Annotated in this window: 13 protein-coding genes; 8 read left to right on the top strand and 5 right to left on the bottom strand. The window is 63.2% G+C overall.

Features of this window, described 5'->3' with window-relative positions:
• Nucleotides 1-343 precede the first annotated feature (343 nt).
• Nucleotides 344-1,222: a LysR substrate-binding domain-containing protein gene (locus BBG20_RS00005; RefSeq protein ID WP_065899370.1), complete on the bottom strand. Its 879-nt coding sequence runs from the start codon at nucleotides 1,220-1,222 to the stop codon at nucleotides 344-346.
• 111 nt (nucleotides 1,223-1,333) lie between these two features.
• Between BBG20_RS00005 and BBG20_RS00010 the strand changes: the two genes are divergently transcribed.
• The 4 genes from BBG20_RS00010 (at nucleotide 1,334) to BBG20_RS00025 (ending at nucleotide 6,875) form a co-directional block, all read left to right on the top strand.
• Complete coding sequence (locus BBG20_RS00010; RefSeq protein ID WP_065899371.1) at nucleotides 1,334-2,959, top strand: 5-guanidino-2-oxopentanoate decarboxylase; 1,626 nt, start codon at nucleotides 1,334-1,336, stop codon at nucleotides 2,957-2,959.
• Entirely contained in the window at nucleotides 2,956-4,398 is a 1,443-nt protein-coding gene (locus BBG20_RS00015) for an aldehyde dehydrogenase family protein (RefSeq protein WP_065899372.1), read from the top strand. The genes BBG20_RS00010 and BBG20_RS00015 overlap by 4 nt, the downstream gene beginning before the upstream one ends.
• A gap of 216 nt (nucleotides 4,399-4,614) precedes the next feature.
• Nucleotides 4,615-5,802, top strand: coding sequence for a cyanate transporter (locus BBG20_RS00020; RefSeq protein WP_065899481.1), 1,188 nt, complete (start codon nucleotides 4,615-4,617; stop codon nucleotides 5,800-5,802).
• A gap of 137 nt (nucleotides 5,803-5,939) precedes the next feature.
• The gene (locus BBG20_RS00025; protein WP_065899373.1) at nucleotides 5,940-6,875 is read left to right on the top strand and encodes a LysR family transcriptional regulator; all 936 of its coding nucleotides are present in this window, start codon (nucleotides 5,940-5,942) and stop codon (nucleotides 6,873-6,875) included.
• A gap of 15 nt (nucleotides 6,876-6,890) precedes the next feature.
• On the opposite strand, the gene BBG20_RS00030 is transcribed toward BBG20_RS00025, so the two are convergent.
• Nucleotides 6,891-7,253, bottom strand: coding sequence for a 5-carboxymethyl-2-hydroxymuconate Delta-isomerase (locus BBG20_RS00030; protein WP_065899374.1), 363 nt, complete (start codon nucleotides 7,251-7,253; stop codon nucleotides 6,891-6,893).
• A 79-nt stretch (nucleotides 7,254-7,332) separates the two neighbouring features.
• Nucleotides 7,333-8,256, bottom strand: a complete 924-nt coding sequence (locus BBG20_RS00035) for a LysR substrate-binding domain-containing protein (RefSeq protein ID WP_065899375.1) — start codon at nucleotides 8,254-8,256, stop codon at nucleotides 7,333-7,335.
• A 129-nt stretch (nucleotides 8,257-8,385) separates the two neighbouring features.
• Between BBG20_RS00035 and BBG20_RS00040 the strand changes: the two genes are divergently transcribed.
• The gene (locus BBG20_RS00040; protein WP_065899376.1) at nucleotides 8,386-8,565 is read left to right on the top strand and encodes a hypothetical protein; all 180 of its coding nucleotides are present in this window, start codon (nucleotides 8,386-8,388) and stop codon (nucleotides 8,563-8,565) included.
• Nucleotides 8,566-8,641: 76 nt separating this feature from the next.
• Here BBG20_RS00040 and BBG20_RS32885 read toward each other — a convergent pair whose 3' ends face one another.
• Nucleotides 8,642-8,785 (bottom strand): hypothetical protein, encoded by a 144-nt coding sequence (locus BBG20_RS32885; protein ID WP_162946067.1) that lies wholly within the window; start codon nucleotides 8,783-8,785, stop codon nucleotides 8,642-8,644.
• A 196-nt stretch (nucleotides 8,786-8,981) separates the two neighbouring features.
• Between BBG20_RS32885 and tcuC the strand changes: the two genes are divergently transcribed.
• Nucleotides 8,982-10,286 carry an MFS transporter gene (gene tcuC / locus BBG20_RS00045; RefSeq protein ID WP_065899377.1) on the top strand — a complete coding sequence of 435 codons (1,305 nt, stop codon included), beginning with the start codon at nucleotides 8,982-8,984 and terminating at the stop codon, nucleotides 10,284-10,286.
• On the top strand, nucleotides 10,286-11,044 hold the full coding sequence (locus tag BBG20_RS00050; protein WP_065899378.1) for a substrate-binding domain-containing protein: 759 nt from the start codon (nucleotides 10,286-10,288) through the stop codon (nucleotides 11,042-11,044). Before tcuC ends, BBG20_RS00050 begins: the two co-directional genes overlap by 1 nt.
• Here the strand turns inward: BBG20_RS00050 and BBG20_RS00055 are convergent.
• Nucleotides 11,036-11,938 (bottom strand): LysR family transcriptional regulator, encoded by a 903-nt coding sequence (locus BBG20_RS00055; protein ID WP_065899379.1) that lies wholly within the window; start codon nucleotides 11,936-11,938, stop codon nucleotides 11,036-11,038. The two genes, BBG20_RS00050 and BBG20_RS00055, sit on opposite strands and share 9 nt — an antisense overlap.
• Before the next feature lie 333 nt (nucleotides 11,939-12,271).
• Between BBG20_RS00055 and BBG20_RS00060 the strand changes: the two genes are divergently transcribed.
• Nucleotides 12,272-13,123 (top strand): STAS domain-containing protein, encoded by an 852-nt coding sequence (locus BBG20_RS00060; protein ID WP_065899380.1) that lies wholly within the window; start codon nucleotides 12,272-12,274, stop codon nucleotides 13,121-13,123.
• Nucleotide 13,124: the final 1 nt, after the last annotated feature.

Consider the following 13,124-nt stretch of genomic DNA (forward strand, 5'->3'; position numbering starts at 1 on the left):
CCATGCCTGCTGTGCACGGCCGGACTATTCCAGCCACACCGCCAGACTCCAAGTCTCACACCGAGTAAAAATGTGGGAGCGGGCTTGCTCGCGAAAGCGGTGGTTCAGTTGGAACAGCGTCGACTGACACACCGCTTTCGCGAGCAAGCCCGCTCCCACAGTGGGGATGCGTTGCCCATGGCTGGGTGCACGGCCCGACTATTCCAGCCACACCGCCACACACCAAGCCTCACACCGAACAAAAATGTGGGAGCGGGCTTGCCCGCGAAGGCTGCCTGCCAGTCACTGAAAACATCCCCTGAACCACCGCCCTCGCGCACAAACCCACCCCTACACTCGCTCTTCAGCGCTCCGCCTGTTGTGCCTGGTCCACCAGCCACTCCATCAGCGCTTCAAGCCTGGCCGACGGGGCTGTCCCCGGCGGGTACACGAGGTAATAGCCCATCCCCGTCGGCACCCTCAGCTCAAACGGTGTCGCCAAGCGACCGGCCTTCAAATCCTCGCCAATCAACGCGCTGTCGCCAATCGCCACGCCGGAGCCTTGTGACGCGACGGTCATCGCCAGGTCCAGGGTTTCAAAATGATGCCCCTGGGCCAGATTGCTCAGGCGCGTATTCGCAGCTTGCAGCCACAGCGCCCAATCGCGCTCATCGCGCGTGGGGTGCAGCAAGACCTGCTGCTGCAGGTCCGAAGGCGTGAGCAAAGTACCGAGCAATCCCGGCGCGCACACGGGGGTGAGTTGTTCATCGAACAAATGCCGGGCCTCGGCCGACTGTTCGGCAATGGGCGCGTAGATCACCGCCGCGTCGAAGGCCTCGCGACGGAAGTCGACGGTGTAGGCCACGGTGGTGGTGAGTTCCACCGGCACATCCGGACGCTCCCGTTGCCACTGCATCAGGCGCGGCAACAGCCAGCGCATCACGCAGGTGGAGGCCTTGAGTTGCAGGGTCTCGCGCCGGCTGCCGATCTGCTCCACCGCCTCTGCGATCAAGCCGAACACCTGCTGCGCGCGCAGCGACCATTCACGCCCTTCCTCGGTCAGGCTCAAGCCGCGGGCCTGGCGCTGGAACAAGGCATAGCCCAGGTGACTTTCAAGCCCGGCAATCTGCCGGCTCACCGCGCCCTGGGTGATGTGCAGCTGCTCGGCCGCGCGGGTGAAGTTGCAGCACTGGGCCGTGACCCAGAAGGTGTGCAGCGCAGGCAGGGGCGGAAGGCGTTTCATCGGGGCGCAGCCATGACGTGAGGACATGGCTAGTATGACTTTTTATCGATTGTTGCCGCTACGGGCCAGCCGGTCCAATACCGCCTCGAATCAATAACAAGAGCGACATCTATGGCGACCTGCGGCGAAGTATTGGTCAACCTCCTGGAAAGCTACGGCGTGGACCAGGTGTTCGGCATCCCCGGCGTGCATACCGTGGAGCTGTATCGCGGCCTGGCACGGTCCAGCATCCGCCACGTCACCCCACGCCACGAACAGGGCGCCGGCTTCATGGCCGACGGTTACGCGCGCACCAGCGGCAAGCCGGGCGTGTGTTTCATCATCACCGGCCCGGGCATGACCAATATCACCACGGCCATGGGCCAGGCCTACGCCGACTCGATCCCGATGCTGGTGATTTCCAGCGTGCAATCGCGCAGCCAGTTGGGGGGCGGGCGCGGCAAGTTGCACGAGTTGCCGAACCAGGGCGCGATGATCGCCGGCGTGGCGGCCTTCTCGCACACACTGATGTCGGCGGCGGAGTTGCCCGGCGTCCTGGCGCGCGCGTTTGCGGTGTTCCAGGCCGGTCGGCCACGCCCGGTGCATATCGAGATCCCGCTGGATGTGCTGGTGGAAAACGCCGACGCATTGCTGGGCAGTGAGCCGGTCAGCGTGGCGCGTGCCGGTGCAGCGCCAGCGGCCGTCAAGCAGATGAGCCAGTTGCTCGCAGCGGCCAAGCGGCCGTTGATCCTCGCCGGCGGTGGCGCGATTGATGCGGCTCCCGAGTTGACGCGTCTGGCCGAATGGCTCGGCGCGCCAGTGGCCCTGACCATCAACGCCAAAGGCATGCTGCCCGCCGCCCACCCGTTGCTGATCGGCTCGACCCAGACCCTGGTCGCCACCCGCGCGCTGGTCGCCGAGGCCGACGTGGTGCTGGCGATTGGCACCGAGCTGGCTGAAACCGATTACGACGTGACCTTCGCCGGCGGCTTTGAAATTCCCGGTGCGCTGCTGCGCGTCGATATTGATCCGGACCAGACCGTGCGCAACTACCCGCCACAGGTGGCGCTGGTGGCCGACGCGCAGATCGCCGCCGAAGCCTTGCTGGCCGAACTGAGCCACCAGCCGTTACCCCACCGCGATCCACAGTGGGGGGCTGAACGCGTCGCCCGCCTGTGGGCAGACCTTGCGCCCACCTGGGACGCCGCCACCCGCGCGCAGACCCTGTTCCTCAACACGGTGCTGGAGGCCCTGCCCGGCGCCGTGCTGGTGGGCGACTCCACCCAGCCGGTGTACAGCGGCAACCTGACCCTGAACCTCGACCACCCGCGCCGCTGGTTCAATTCCTCCACCGGCTACGGCACCCTCGGCTACGCCCTCCCCGCTGCGATCGGCGCCTGGCTCGGGCGTGGCGACAGGCAGCCGGTGGTGTGCCTGATCGGCGACGGCGGGTTGCAATTCACCCTGCCGGAACTGGCCAGTGCGGTCGAGGCGCGTACGCCCATCATCGTCCTGCTGTGGAATAACCAGGGCTACGAAGAGATCAAGAAATACATGCTCAACCGCGCCATCGAGCCTGTCGGTGTGGACATCTACACCCCGGACTTCATCGGCGTGGCCAAGGCGCTCGGCAGCGCGGCCGAAAGCGTGCACAGCCCCGACCTTTTACGCCGCGCCTTGCGCGTCGCCGCTGACCGCCAGGGGCCGACGCTGATTGAAATCGACCAGGGTCTTTGGATGAAGGAGGTAGCGCTATGAGCGCAGTCGTGAACGGTGTGTATATCAACGGTGCGTGGCGAGCTGGCGAGACGGCGCTGGAGGTGATCAACCCGGCCACCGAAGCCACCCTCGCGCAGGTCAGCGTTGGCGATGCGAATGCCGTGACCGAGGCGGTCGATGCTGCCAGCGCGGCCTTTGTCGACTGGTCGAAAAGCACTGGCCGTGATCGCGGCGCGCTGCTGCGCAAGGTTGCCCAAGGGGTGAGCGAGCAGCGCGAACAGCTGATGCACGTGCAGTCGAGCAACAACGGCAAGCCGCTGTTTGAAGCGGGCATCGATGTGGATGACGTGATCGCCACCTTCGAGTATTACGCGGGTGTCTGCGACGCCATGGACGCCAGCCAGGACGCCTCGGTGGCGCTGCCCAGCGAAGATTTCAGCGCCCGCCTGCGCCGCGAACCGTGCGGCGTGGTGGGGCTGATCGTGCCGTGGAATTTCCCCATGGTGACCACCGCCTGGAAACTCGCCCCGGCCCTCGCCGCCGGTTGCTGCGTGGTGCTCAAGCCCTCGGAGGTCACGCCGCTGGCGGAGCTGCAATTGGCGCGCATCATTGCCGAGGCCGGTTTTCCGGCGGGCGTCTTCAACCTGGTCTGCGGCACCGGGCTGACGGTGGGCGCTCCGCTGGCGGCGGACCGTCGCGTGGCGAAGATTTCCTTCACCGGCAGCAACGCCGTCGGGGTGCAGGTGATGCAACGCGCCGCCGAAACCATCAAGGGCGTGAGCCTGGAATTGGGCGGTAAATCATCGCTGCTGGTGCTCGCCGATGCCGACCTCGACCTGGCGGTGGAACTGGCGTGTGGCGGTGGTTTTTTCAACGCTGGGCAGATGTGTTCGGCCACCAGCCGTGTGCTGGTGGCGGACAGCCTGGCGGATGAATTCCTGCAGCGCTTGCAGGCACGGGCGGAGGCGATCCGCGTGGCGGACCCGTTTGCCGAAGACGTGGAAATGGGCGCGCTGATCAACCGCACGCAGTACCAGCGGGTGCTCGGGCATATCCAGCGAGGCATTGAGCAGGGGGCGCGCTTGTTGTGTGGTGGCGCGCGTCCGACGGACCTGCCCAACGGCTTTTTCATCCGCCCCACGGTGTTCACCGACGTGCCGCTGGACAGCGCCTTGTGGAACGAAGAAATCTTCGGCCCGGTGCTGTGCGTACGCCGCTTTGCCAGCGAGGACGAAGCCATCGCGCTGGCCAACGCGAGTGACTTCGGCCTGGTCGCGAGCGTGGTCAGCCGCGATGCAGAAACGGCTGAGCGCGTGGCCAATGGGTTGCAGGCAGGCATGGTGTGGATCAACGCCCCGCAAGTGATCTTCCCGCAGACGGCGTGGGGCGGTTACAAGCAGAGCAGCATTGGCCGCGAGCTGGGGCCGTGGGGGCTGGCGGCGTTTCAGGAGATCAAGCACGTGATCAGATCGGTCTGATACCGCGCCCCCTGCAGGCGCTGGCTTGCCGGCGATAGCACTCTTTCAGTTGCAGCAGGCTTGACTGATAGACCGCCATCGCCGGCCAGCCAGCTCCAGCACTTTGCCCGTGGTGCTGCAGTCATCTGGATTTTTTAGATAAGCCTAACGACTTTCTCATTTGCCCCCCTCCCCCGTACATGGCCTGATTCGCCCTTGTTCATTCAAGGCCTGCCCATGGAAAACGTTCACGCAAAACCCACCACCGCCGTCTGGCTGATGATCAGCGTGGTACTGGTGGCCCTCAACCTGCGCCCGTCGATGGCCGCCGTTGGCCCGTTGCTGTCATCGATTCGCGGTGACGTGCCGTTGAGTTTCAGCAGTGCGGCTTTGCTGACCATGTTGCCGGTCATGGCCATGGGCCTGGCGATGTTCTTTGGCATGGGCCTGGCCAAGCGGGTGGGCGAGCACCGCAGCATTGTGCTGTCGCTGCTGGTGATTGGCCTGGCGACGCTGTCGCGATTGTGGCTGGATTCGGCCTTGGAGTTGATCGTCAGCGCGGTTGCCGCCGGTGTCGGCATTGCGCTGATCCAGGCAGTGATGCCGGCGCTGATCAAGTCGCGCTTCAGCGATAACGTGTCGCTGTTCATGGGACTGTATGTGACCGCCATCATGGGCGGCGCGGCGCTGGCGGCTGCGTTCGCGCCGTTCGTGCAGGTGCAGACCGGCAGCTGGCGCATCGGCCTGGCGATCTGGGCCGCGCTGGCCCTGCTCGCCCTGGTGTTCTGGTATGTCCAGCGCGCGGCAGTGCCGCCGATGCCCCAGTCCGGCACAGGCGCGCAGGAATCATTTTTCGGCAATCGGCGCGCCTGGCTGCTGGCGATCTTTTTCGGCCTCGGCACCGCGTCCTACACCTGCGTGCTGGCGTGGCTGGCGCCGTACTACGTGGAGCTGGGCTGGAGCGAACAGAACGCCGGGTTGCTGCTGGGGTTCCTGACCGCCATGGAAGTGGTATCCGGGCTGGTCACCCCGGCCATCGCCAACCGTCGCCAGGATAAACGCGGCGTGGTCGCGGTGCTGCTGGTGCTGATCATCCTGGGGTTCTGCGGCCTGATCCTCAGCCCTCATCATTTGAGCCTGCTGTGGCCATGCCTGCTGGGCCTGGGCATCGGCGGCCTGTTTCCGATGAGCCTGATCCTCTCGCTCGACCACCTGGACAACCCGCGCCGCGCCGGTGGCCTCACCGCCTTTGTGCAAGGCATCGGCTACCTGATCGCTGGCCTGTCGCCACTGATTGCCGGGATGATCCGCGACCAACTTGGCAGCTTTGAATGGGCCTGGTGGTCGCTCACCGCCGTGATCGTGGTGATGCTGGTGATCGTCACGCGCTTCAACCCACGGCATTACGCGCGGCATATCCGCTGAGGTCGTATTGCCAAAAGTATTTGTCCCACTCAAAACATAGAAACGCCCTACAGCACTTTCTATTGGCACGTCCGTTCCGTTAAGCTTTTGCACGGTTTTGTACTGACTTCGGTGCACCGGGCTTACGGACGGAATGGATGCTAAACAGTAACTTGCTCAGAAAGCTCGATATGCAGGACTTGATGGTGTTCATCGCCGTCTACGACCAGAGCAGCGTTACCGAGGTGTCAGAAACGCTGTTCGTCAGCCAGTCCACTGTCAGCTACAGCCTGAAGAAACTGCGCACCAGCTTCGAAGATGAGCTTTTTATCAACACGCGGGCGGGTATGCGTCCTACGTACAAGGCCAGCACCATGTACGGCCATGTGCAGAAAATCCTCGAAAGCATCAACCTGTGCCACGCCGGTGGCCAGGCATTCGACCCCACCCAGAAGGCCGTGACCTTCAACGTCTGCGCGCCGGAATACTTCGAACAGCTGATCCTGCCGCGCCTGCTGAAGAACTTCGACCGCGCCGACCTGCCGGTGATCGTCAATGTGCAGAAGCTGGAAACCGATATTCCCGCCGACGACCTGCGCGAAGGCCGCCTCGACCTGGTGGTCTGCTTCGGCCCGCACTTTCACCGCGCCCACAAGGATTTCAAGACCCAGATGCTGCTGGAGGACGACCTGGTGTGCGTCTTCGACAAACGCGCGACGCCCCGCGAGCCGGCGCTCAGCCTGCAATCCTTCACGGCACGGCGCCACGTGTTCCCGACGCCGTGGACCTCCGACACCAACATGATCGATGGCTGGCTTTTGCGCCAGGCCCACAAGCGCCAAGTGGTCGCGCGGGCCAACAGCTACAGCGCCGCCCTGAAGATGATTGCCGGCACCGACTTCGTCGTCACCCTGCCGCGTCGCGTGCAGAAGCTGCTGGCACCGGCCACGCTGTATGGGCATTGCGAAGCGCCCAACGGCTTGCCGGGCTTCACCCTGGACATGCAGTGGAATGAAAGCAGTCACCAGGACAGCGCCAATACCTGGTTTCGGGAACAGGTGGTTAAGGTCTGCGCCGATCAGGGCTTGTTATAGCGGCTGCTGGGAAGGTCAGCCGATCGCGGCTTTGCTGTAGGAATCGCGATCCATGTCGACCAACTGCACACTCAGTTGCACCTGCAGCCCTTCTGGCCAGTCGCCAAGATCCTGCAACGCCGCCAACAGGCTCTGCGACAACTGCTGCTTGACCTGCGGTGAGCGCCCACTGAGCAACGACAGCTTCACCGCGATGAAACCGCGCGGGCCGAGGGAGGTGCCGACCTGGAAACTCTCGACCTTCACCGCGCGGCTCTTGATATCGAACTCGGAAGCGAATTGCCCGGACACCATCAGCACATTGTTCAGCCGCAGCAAGGTTTTCTCGACGGCCAGGCCTGTGAGGTTGGCGGTGTATTCCAGGTGCAGGTGCGGCATGGGTTTCTCCAAGTTTGTTGTAGGAAGATTCGTAGATATAGCACGGGGCGCAACGCCCCAGGCATGAAAGCTGTGTCAGTCAGGTTTTACCCGCCAACCCTCGATCACTCATGAAGGCCTCCAACCGTGAACGCACCCAGCGCTCGGCCGGGTCGGTGTCGACGTGGCTGAGCCAGACCATGGACAAATCCAGGGTCGGCGTCTGGAACGGAAACGGCTCGCAGAACAGCTTGCCCGATACCGCCATGGCTTCGGCGGTGTAGTCCGGCAGGCTGGCGATCAAGTCGGTGCCGGCAAGCAACGCCGGCAGCGCACTGTATTGCGGCACCGACAGCACCACATGGCGCTTGCGGCCGATTTCGGCCAGCCACTCATCGGCAAACCCGGACACGTTGGCGGTGTGCGACACCAGCACGTGGGGGCGTGAGCAATATTCATCGAGGGTCAGCGGCGTATCGCTGGTGTCCGCCCTGAGGATGCGCGGATGAATGTGGCGCAGCAGCTTGCGCTTGGCGTTCGCCGGCAGGCCACGGGTCTGGGTGATGCCGACGGTGATATCGCCCGAGGCCAGCAGGTCGGGAATCCGCCAATAGTCCACGTGCTGCACCACGAACACCACCTGCGGCGCTTCCTGGCGCAGGGCCCGCAACAGCGGCGGCAACAGGCCGAACTCGACATCGTCGGACAGGCCGATGCGAAAGGTCATGGTGCTGATGGACGGGTCGAAATCGTGGGTCAGGCTCAGTGCCGACGACAGGGAATCCAGGGCCGGCGACAGGTGCTGGATGATTTCCTCGGCCCGCGCGGTGGGCTCCATGCGGTGGCCGACGCGAATGAACAGCGGGTCGTTGAACAAGGTGCGCAAGCGGTTGAGTGCCGAACTGATGGTCGGCTGGCCGAGAAACAGCTTCTCGGCGACCCGGGTCACGTTGCGCTCGAGCATCAAAGCTTCGAACACCACCATCAGGTTGATGTCGGCCTTGCGTAATTCATTGCGATTCATCGGCGCCTGCCCCTTCCCCAAGACAAGCCGCAGTTTAGAAAGCCCGGGGGGCTGCGTCTATGTGCGCACTGTTCATCGTAAGCCTTTGCGACTATAAATCAGCTCTTCAGGGTCGCTGGAGCATCTTCCGTGCTGGTCATTCTCGCCCTGGCCATTGTCGTGGCCGGGTTCTGTCTCTGGGCTATCCGGTTGATTGCCCACCCCACCGCCCGCACTTTGCTGCGGGTGTTTGTTGGCCTGTGCCTGGCGGCAGTGGTGGCGTTCCTGGTGCTGGCGTCGGGGTTTCCTATTTCTTTGCTGGTTTCATGACCCCCTGCCCCTGACGCGAGCGCCGCGCTGCCAGCGCGGCGAACACCCGCACATTTGCACCGCGTTTAACCTGATATCAAGGCTTCAGCGGACGCTCCTGGTCGCGCTCGGACAGTTCTGTCCCATCATCGGGATGCTTCCAGGTCTGCGGTTTTTCTTCTTCCCGCCGCCGGGGTTGCTCATGCTCCGGCTCATCGCGGCGCTTATGTTCGTCAGCCATTGCCACCTCCATCGATAAGAATTGGTCACACCTTCAAGCATAGAGCAGGGCTGGAATTTCGACGGACACTCGGATTGATAGCCAATGCACATCAATCTATCCAAATTTGTCACTTATCATTTCTAAATGTGTCAGCCACTATTCTAGGTCTTAAGCGAAACAAGCACTTTAAAAAGAACGCTGGAGACACAAAACCATGACTAGCCCTACCCGGCCCGACTCTGCCCGTTCGAAAGTTGGTGCGGTATTCCGCGTTACTTCGGGCAACTTCCTCGAACAGTTCGACTTCTTTCTGTTCGGTTTCTACGCCACCTATATCGCTGCCGCGTTCTTCCCCGCCGCTAATGAGTTTGCGTCATTAATGATGACCTTCGCCGTATTCGGCGCAGGCTTCCTGATGCGTCCGTTGGGCGCGATCATCCTGGGTGCCTACATCGATGACGTCGGTCGCCGCAAAGGGCTGATCGTCACCCTGTCGATCATGGCCAGCGGCACGTTGCTGATCGTGCTGGTACCGGGTTACCACACCATTGGCCTGTGGGCGCCGTTGCTGGTGCTGCTCGGCCGTCTGCTGCAAGGCTTCTCGGCAGGCGCGGAACTGGGCGGCGTGTCCGTCTACCTGTCCGAAATGGCCACCCCGGGCCGCAAAGGCTTCTACACCAGCTGGCAGTCGGGCAGCCAACAGATCTCCATCGTGGTCGCCGCCGCGCTCGGCTATGGCCTGAACGTGTGGATGGAGCCTTCGGTGGTAGCCGATTGGGGCTGGCGCATTCCGTTTGCCATCGGTTGCGTGATCATTCCGTTCATCTTCCTGCTGCGTCGCAACCTGCAAGAGACCGAAGAGTTCGCCAACCGCAAACATCGCCCGAGCATGCGTGAAGTGCTGGCGACCCTGGTGAAGAACTGGACCGTGGTCATCGGCGGCATGCTGATGGTCGCCATGACTACCACCGCGTTCTACCTGATCACCGTGTACGCGCCGACCTTCGGCAAGACCGTGCTGCAACTGAGCACCTCGGATGCGCTGCTGGTGACCCTGCTGGTGGCGGTGTCGAACTTTGTCTGGCTGCCGATCGGTGGCACCTTGAGTGACCGCTTCGGCCGCAAACCGGTGCTGATCGCCATGACGGTACTGACCGTTCTCACGGCTTATCCGGCGCTGTCCTACGTGGTGAATGCACCGAGCTTCGCCCACATGCTCGAAACCCTGCTGTGGTTCTCGTTCCTCTATGGCATGTACAACGGCGCGATGATCCCGGCGCTCACCGAAATCATGCCGGTGGAAGTGCGCGTGGCAGGCTTCTCGCTGGCCTACAGCCTGGCGACTGCGATCTTCGGTGGTTTCACCCCGGCGATCTCCACCTGGTTCATCCACATCACCGAAGACAAGGCCTCGCCGGCCTACTGGATGATGTTTGCCGCCCTGTGCGCCCTGTGCTCGACGCTGGCGCTGTACCGTCGCGCCAACACTCGCGGGCAGGTGATGCAGGGGGCGGCATGATGAAGCCGCTGCTCACGACCCTGACGGCCCTGGCCCTCAGCGCGGTGGCGCTGACGGCACAGGCCGAGGAACTCAAGGTGATGACCTCCGGCGGTTTTACCGCCGCCTACAAATTGCTCGGCCCGCAGTACGCCAAGCAAAGCGGTGACAGCCTGGATACCATCCTCGGCCCGTCGATGGGCAAGGCGCCGGAAGCGATTCCCAACCGCCTGGCCCGTGGCGAACACGCCGACGTGGTGATCATGGTCGGCTACGCCCTCGACGACCTGATCAAGCAGGGCAAGGTCGATCCGGCCTCCCGTGTCGAATTGGCTGACTCGCGCATCGGCCTGGTGGTCAAGGACGGCGCGCCCAAGCCTGCGATCGGCACCGACGCCGAACTCAAGGCGGTGCTGCTCAAGGCCAAGTCCGTGGCGTATTCGGACAGCGCCAGCGGTGTGTATGTCGAGAAGGAGTTGTTCAAGAAACTCGGCATGCCGGCCAAAGGCACGATGGTCGAACGCATTCCGGTGGCCGAGAAGGTCGCCCAGGGTGACTACGAGGTGGGCTTGCAACAGGTCGCGGAATTGTTGCCGGTACCGGGTGTGACCTACGTCGGCAAGATCCCGGAAGACGTGCAATCGGTGACGCGTTTTGCCGCGGGCATTCCGGTCAACGCCGAACACCCGACGCAGGCCAAGGCGCTGCTGCGCTACCTGGCGTCGCCCGAAGCCCAACCGGTGGTGCAATCGACCGGGCTGGACTCGGTATCACACTGACCGAAACGGTGTCTCGCGCACCAACCGCTCCAACTCCAGCGCCGCCGGTGGCAATGTCCGCCCGCGGCGCTTGATCAAGCCCACATTGCGCATCACCTGCGGCTCCACCAACGGCACGCTCAGCAGGATCGGGTGATCGCTCGCCGGCATCGCAATCGATGGCACCATCGCCACGCCCAGCCCCGCCTCCACCAGCCCGATCATCGTGGTCACGTGGTGCGTCTCGCAGATACTCGGTTTTTTCACCCGCACCCCGCGCAGGGCCTGGTCCAGCAGGAAGCGGTTGCCCGAGGTCTTGTCCACGGTGATGTAGTCGTGCTCGTAGGCTTCGGCCCAGGTCACGCTGTCGCGCCCGGCCAGCGGGTGGTCACGCCGACAGGCCAGCACATAGCGCTCCTGCAGCAACAACTCGAACTCCACCTCATCGGCCAGGCTGCCGCTGAAACTCACGCCGAAATCCGCCTCGCCGCTTTCCACCGCGTTGCACACCTCGCCGGCGCTGGCGTCGAGCACCCGCAGGCGAATCTTCGGATAGAGCTTGTGGAATTCGGAGATCACGTGGGGCATGAAGTAGTACGCGGTGGACGGCACGCAGGCGATGGTCACGTTGCCCATGCGCGTGGAGGCGACGTTGCTGATGCCCATCAGGGCGACGTCGAGGTCGTCGAGCATGCGTTCGACCTGCGGCAGGAACGCGCGGCCGACCATGGTCAGGCTGACCCGCCGCGTGGTGCGTTCGAACAGCTTCACATCCAGCGCGGACTCAAGCTTCTCGATACGGCGACTGAGCGCCGGCTGCGAGATACGGATAGCTTCGGCGGCGCCGCGAAAACTGCCCTTGTCTACCACGGCGCGGAAGGCTTGGAGGTCGTTGAGGTCGAAGTTGATGATCACGGGAGGCGGCCAGTTGAGTCGGGGTGGGGGGCATTATCGTCCTAGAGACGATGGGGCGCCATGATTGTGAAGAGCAAGCGTGTTGGGGTGAGCAGGCTTGCCACGATCAAAAAGTCCACTTGCCCCATTCGGTTGATTTGCCAGAGAAAGCCGCGTCACCGCACAGAAATTTTCGAGCCTGCAGAGACCTTTCCCGTGTCAACCCCAAAACCCGCTGGAGCGCCCAATCCATAGGGCCTCTACGAATTGAACGAAAACACTCGAAACAATTCAAAACAGTCCGTTTTAGTATAAATTGCATGCCATTCACCCAGGCATTCAAGGAGATTCCCCGTGGCAACTTTGCAAGCTCACACCATTCAGGCGCTCCACACCCATCGCCCTACCCTGCTGACCGAGTGGGTTGCCAGCCTTGAAGCTTCGGGGGCCACACGCAACGTCAAGGGTGAGGACGCCAAGCAACAGGCCAGCGACTTCCTCAACCTGCTGATCGCGGCATTGCAGCAAGGCGGTTCCCAGCAGGTCGGCCAGGAAAACTGGGCCGAGACCCGCGTGTTCCTGGAAAAGCTCTCCCACAGCCGTGCCCTGGTCGGCCAGGACTCGCAGCAGACCGCCAGCTTTATCTTCGCCCTCAAGGGTCCGTTGTTCGCCTTGCTGCAGCGTGAATACGCCGAGCAACCGACGCAACTCGCCGAACAGTTGTGGGAAATCTCCGAGTTGCTCGACGCACTGGGCATGCACACCATCCGTACGTTCCAGAAATCCCGTGAGTCGGTGATCAAGCGCCAGCAGGAAGAATTACTCGAACTCTCTACCCCGGTGGTCAAGCTGTGGGACGGCGTACTGGCCCTGCCGATGATCGGCACCCTGGATTCGCAACGCACCCAGGTGGTCATGGAGTCGCTGTTGCAGCGCATCGTCGACACCGGCTCGGAAATTGCCATTATCGACATCACCGGCGTGCCGACCGTGGACACCCTGGTGGCCCAGCACCTGCTCAAAACCGTGACCGCCATCCGCCTGATGGGTGCCGACTGCATCATCAGCGGCGTGCGTCCGCAAATCGCCCAGACCATCGTGCACCTGGGCCTCGACCTGCAGGGCGTGGTCACCAAGGCCAACCTGGCCGATGCGCTGGCGCTGGCCCTGAAGCGCCTGGGCGTCACCATCAGCAAGGCTGTTTAAG

This window comes from Pseudomonas aylmerensis (assembly GCF_001702265.1).
GTDB classification, from domain to species: Bacteria; Pseudomonadota; Gammaproteobacteria; order Pseudomonadales; family Pseudomonadaceae; genus Aquipseudomonas; species Aquipseudomonas aylmerensis.

What these genes read in the sequence shown, in the direction of transcription:
- BBG20_RS00005 (WP_065899370.1), bottom strand. Translation starts at nt 1,222, where the DNA reads ATGAAACGCCTTCCGCCCCTGCCTGCGCTGCACACCTTCTGGGTCACG.
- BBG20_RS00010 (WP_065899371.1), top strand. Translation starts at nt 1,334, where the DNA reads ATGGCGACCTGCGGCGAAGTATTGGTCAACCTCCTGGAAAGCTACGGC.
- BBG20_RS00015 (WP_065899372.1), top strand. Translation starts at nt 2,956, where the DNA reads ATGAGCGCAGTCGTGAACGGTGTGTATATCAACGGTGCGTGGCGAGCT.
- BBG20_RS00020 (WP_065899481.1), top strand. Translation starts at nt 4,615, where the DNA reads ATGGAAAACGTTCACGCAAAACCCACCACCGCCGTCTGGCTGATGATC.
- BBG20_RS00025 (WP_065899373.1), top strand. Translation starts at nt 5,940, where the DNA reads ATGCTAAACAGTAACTTGCTCAGAAAGCTCGATATGCAGGACTTGATG.
- BBG20_RS00030 (WP_065899374.1), bottom strand. Translation starts at nt 7,253, where the DNA reads ATGCCGCACCTGCACCTGGAATACACCGCCAACCTCACAGGCCTGGCC.
- BBG20_RS00035 (WP_065899375.1), bottom strand. Translation starts at nt 8,256, where the DNA reads ATGAATCGCAATGAATTACGCAAGGCCGACATCAACCTGATGGTGGTG.
- BBG20_RS32885 (WP_162946067.1), bottom strand. Translation starts at nt 8,785, where the DNA reads ATGGCTGACGAACATAAGCGCCGCGATGAGCCGGAGCATGAGCAACCC.
- tcuC (WP_065899377.1), top strand. Translation starts at nt 8,982, where the DNA reads ATGACTAGCCCTACCCGGCCCGACTCTGCCCGTTCGAAAGTTGGTGCG.
- BBG20_RS00050 (WP_065899378.1), top strand. Translation starts at nt 10,286, where the DNA reads ATGAAGCCGCTGCTCACGACCCTGACGGCCCTGGCCCTCAGCGCGGTG.